Genomic DNA, 1701 nt, shown 5'->3' on the forward strand with positions numbered 1-1701 from the left:
GGCGAGATCCTCACCCGCGGCGAGATGGTGATGCAGGGCTACCTCGACGACCCGGAGAACACGGCCAAGACCATCGACCCCGACGGCTGGCTGCACACCGGCGACGTGGGCGAGATCGACTCCCGCGGCAACCTGCGCATCACGGACCGGCTCAAGGACATGTACATCACCGGCGGCTTCAACGTGTACCCCGCCGAGATCGAGCAGGCCCTGGCCCGCATCGACGGCGTGGTGGAATCCGCGGTGGTCGGGGTCCCGGACGAGCGGATGGGCGAGGTCGGCAAGGCGTTCATCGTCCGCCGCGAGGGCTCGGGACTGACCGAGCGGGACGTGATGGACTTCTGCGGCGAGCACCTGGCCAACTTCAAGCGGCCGCGATCGGTGGAGTTCGTCGAGGCCTTCCCCCGCAACGCCTCGGGCAAGATCCTCAAGACGGAGCTCCGATGACCGCCGACCCCGCCGACCCCGCAACCCCCGCCGACCCCGCCACCCGCCGGGATCCGCTACCCTCCCGCGACTCCCGCTACCCGGATGCGGGTAGCGGACCAGGCAGCGGGGTAGCGGATTCCGGCGGGCGGGGCGGCGGCGGCGGCGGGCGGGGCGGCGGGGCCCGCGGCGGAGGCGGCGGGGCCGTGCTGGTGACCGGGGCGTCCGGCGGGATCGGCGGCGCGGTCGCCCGCCGCCTGGCCGCAGAGTTCCCCGGGTCACCGCTGGTCCTGGGCTACCGCTCGACCGAGCCGGTGGCGCTCGCGGACGAGCTGTCCGTCGCGGGACGGGCCGCGGAATGCGTGCGCCTCGCGCCGGGGACCGGCCCGGGGGACGACGACGAGGTCGCGCGGTCGATCGACGGGATCGGCACCCGGCACGGCGGAATCCGCGTGCTGGCCCACTGCGCCGGTCCGCACGTGCCCATGGTGCACCTGTCCCGGATCGCGCCGGCCGAGATGCGCCGCCAACTGGACGACGACGCGGCCGGGTTCTTCTCGATCGTGCACCCGGCGCTCCCGCACCTGCGATCGGCCGGCGGGAACATCGTCGCGGTGACCACCGCCGCCACCACCCGCTACCCCGTCCGCGACGGCCTGTCCGCCGCACCCAAGGGCGCGGTCGAGCAGCTGGTGCGCGGGCTGGCGGCCGAGGAGGGGCGGTTCGGGGTGCGCGTGAACTGCGTGGGGCCGGGGATGCTCACCGACGGGATGGCCGAGCGGCTCATCGCCTCCGGCGAGTTGGACGGGATCGCCCTCGAGGTCACGCTCGGCAACATCCCGCTGGGGCGGTTCGGCACGGCCGTGGACATCGCGGAGGCCGTGGCGTTCCTGGCCTCCGGGCGGGCGGGATTCATCTCCGGCCAGAAGCTCGACGTGGACGGCGGCTACGGGGCGTGAACCCCCGCGGGTCCGGTACAGTTACCAACCAAGCACTTGCTAGGTAAGGAGAGTTCCCGCCCATGAGCGACGCACCCATCCCCCCGGTCCTCGGGGTCGACGACCTCGGGCCGGACACGCAGCCGGTCGCCTACGAGGTCTCCGGCACCACCGCCTACGTCACGCTCAACCGGCCCGACTTCCGCAACGCGCAGAACTCCGTCATGACGTACTCGCTGGACAACGCGTTCATCAAGGCCGTCGAGGATCACTCGGTCAAGGTGATCGTCCTCCGGGCCAACGGCAAGCACTTCTCCGCCGGCCACGACATCGGCAC

The 1701-nt window shown here is 72.8% G+C and carries 3 protein-coding genes; all 3 read left to right on the plus strand.

The genetic code is table 11. The annotated features are described in order from the left end of the window. Positions 1–447 (plus strand): AMP-binding enzyme (locus tag B4M60_RS12750; protein ID WP_291084596.1); only part of this gene is annotated, 447 nt, incomplete at its 5' end. Continuing rightward, positions 444–1385 (plus strand): SDR family NAD(P)-dependent oxidoreductase, encoded by a 942-nt coding sequence (locus tag B4M60_RS12755; protein ID WP_291084599.1) that lies wholly within the window; start codon positions 444–446, stop codon positions 1383–1385. The genes B4M60_RS12750 and B4M60_RS12755, both read left to right, overlap by 4 nt. Before the next feature lie 62 nt (positions 1386–1447). Next, on the plus strand, positions 1448–1701 hold a 254-nt coding region (locus B4M60_RS12760), incomplete at its 3' end, for an enoyl-CoA hydratase-related protein (RefSeq protein ID WP_291084602.1).

It is taken from the genome of Dietzia sp. UBA5065 (genome assembly GCA_002415925.1).
Taxonomy (GTDB): domain Bacteria; phylum Actinomycetota; class Actinomycetes; order Mycobacteriales; family Mycobacteriaceae; genus Dietzia.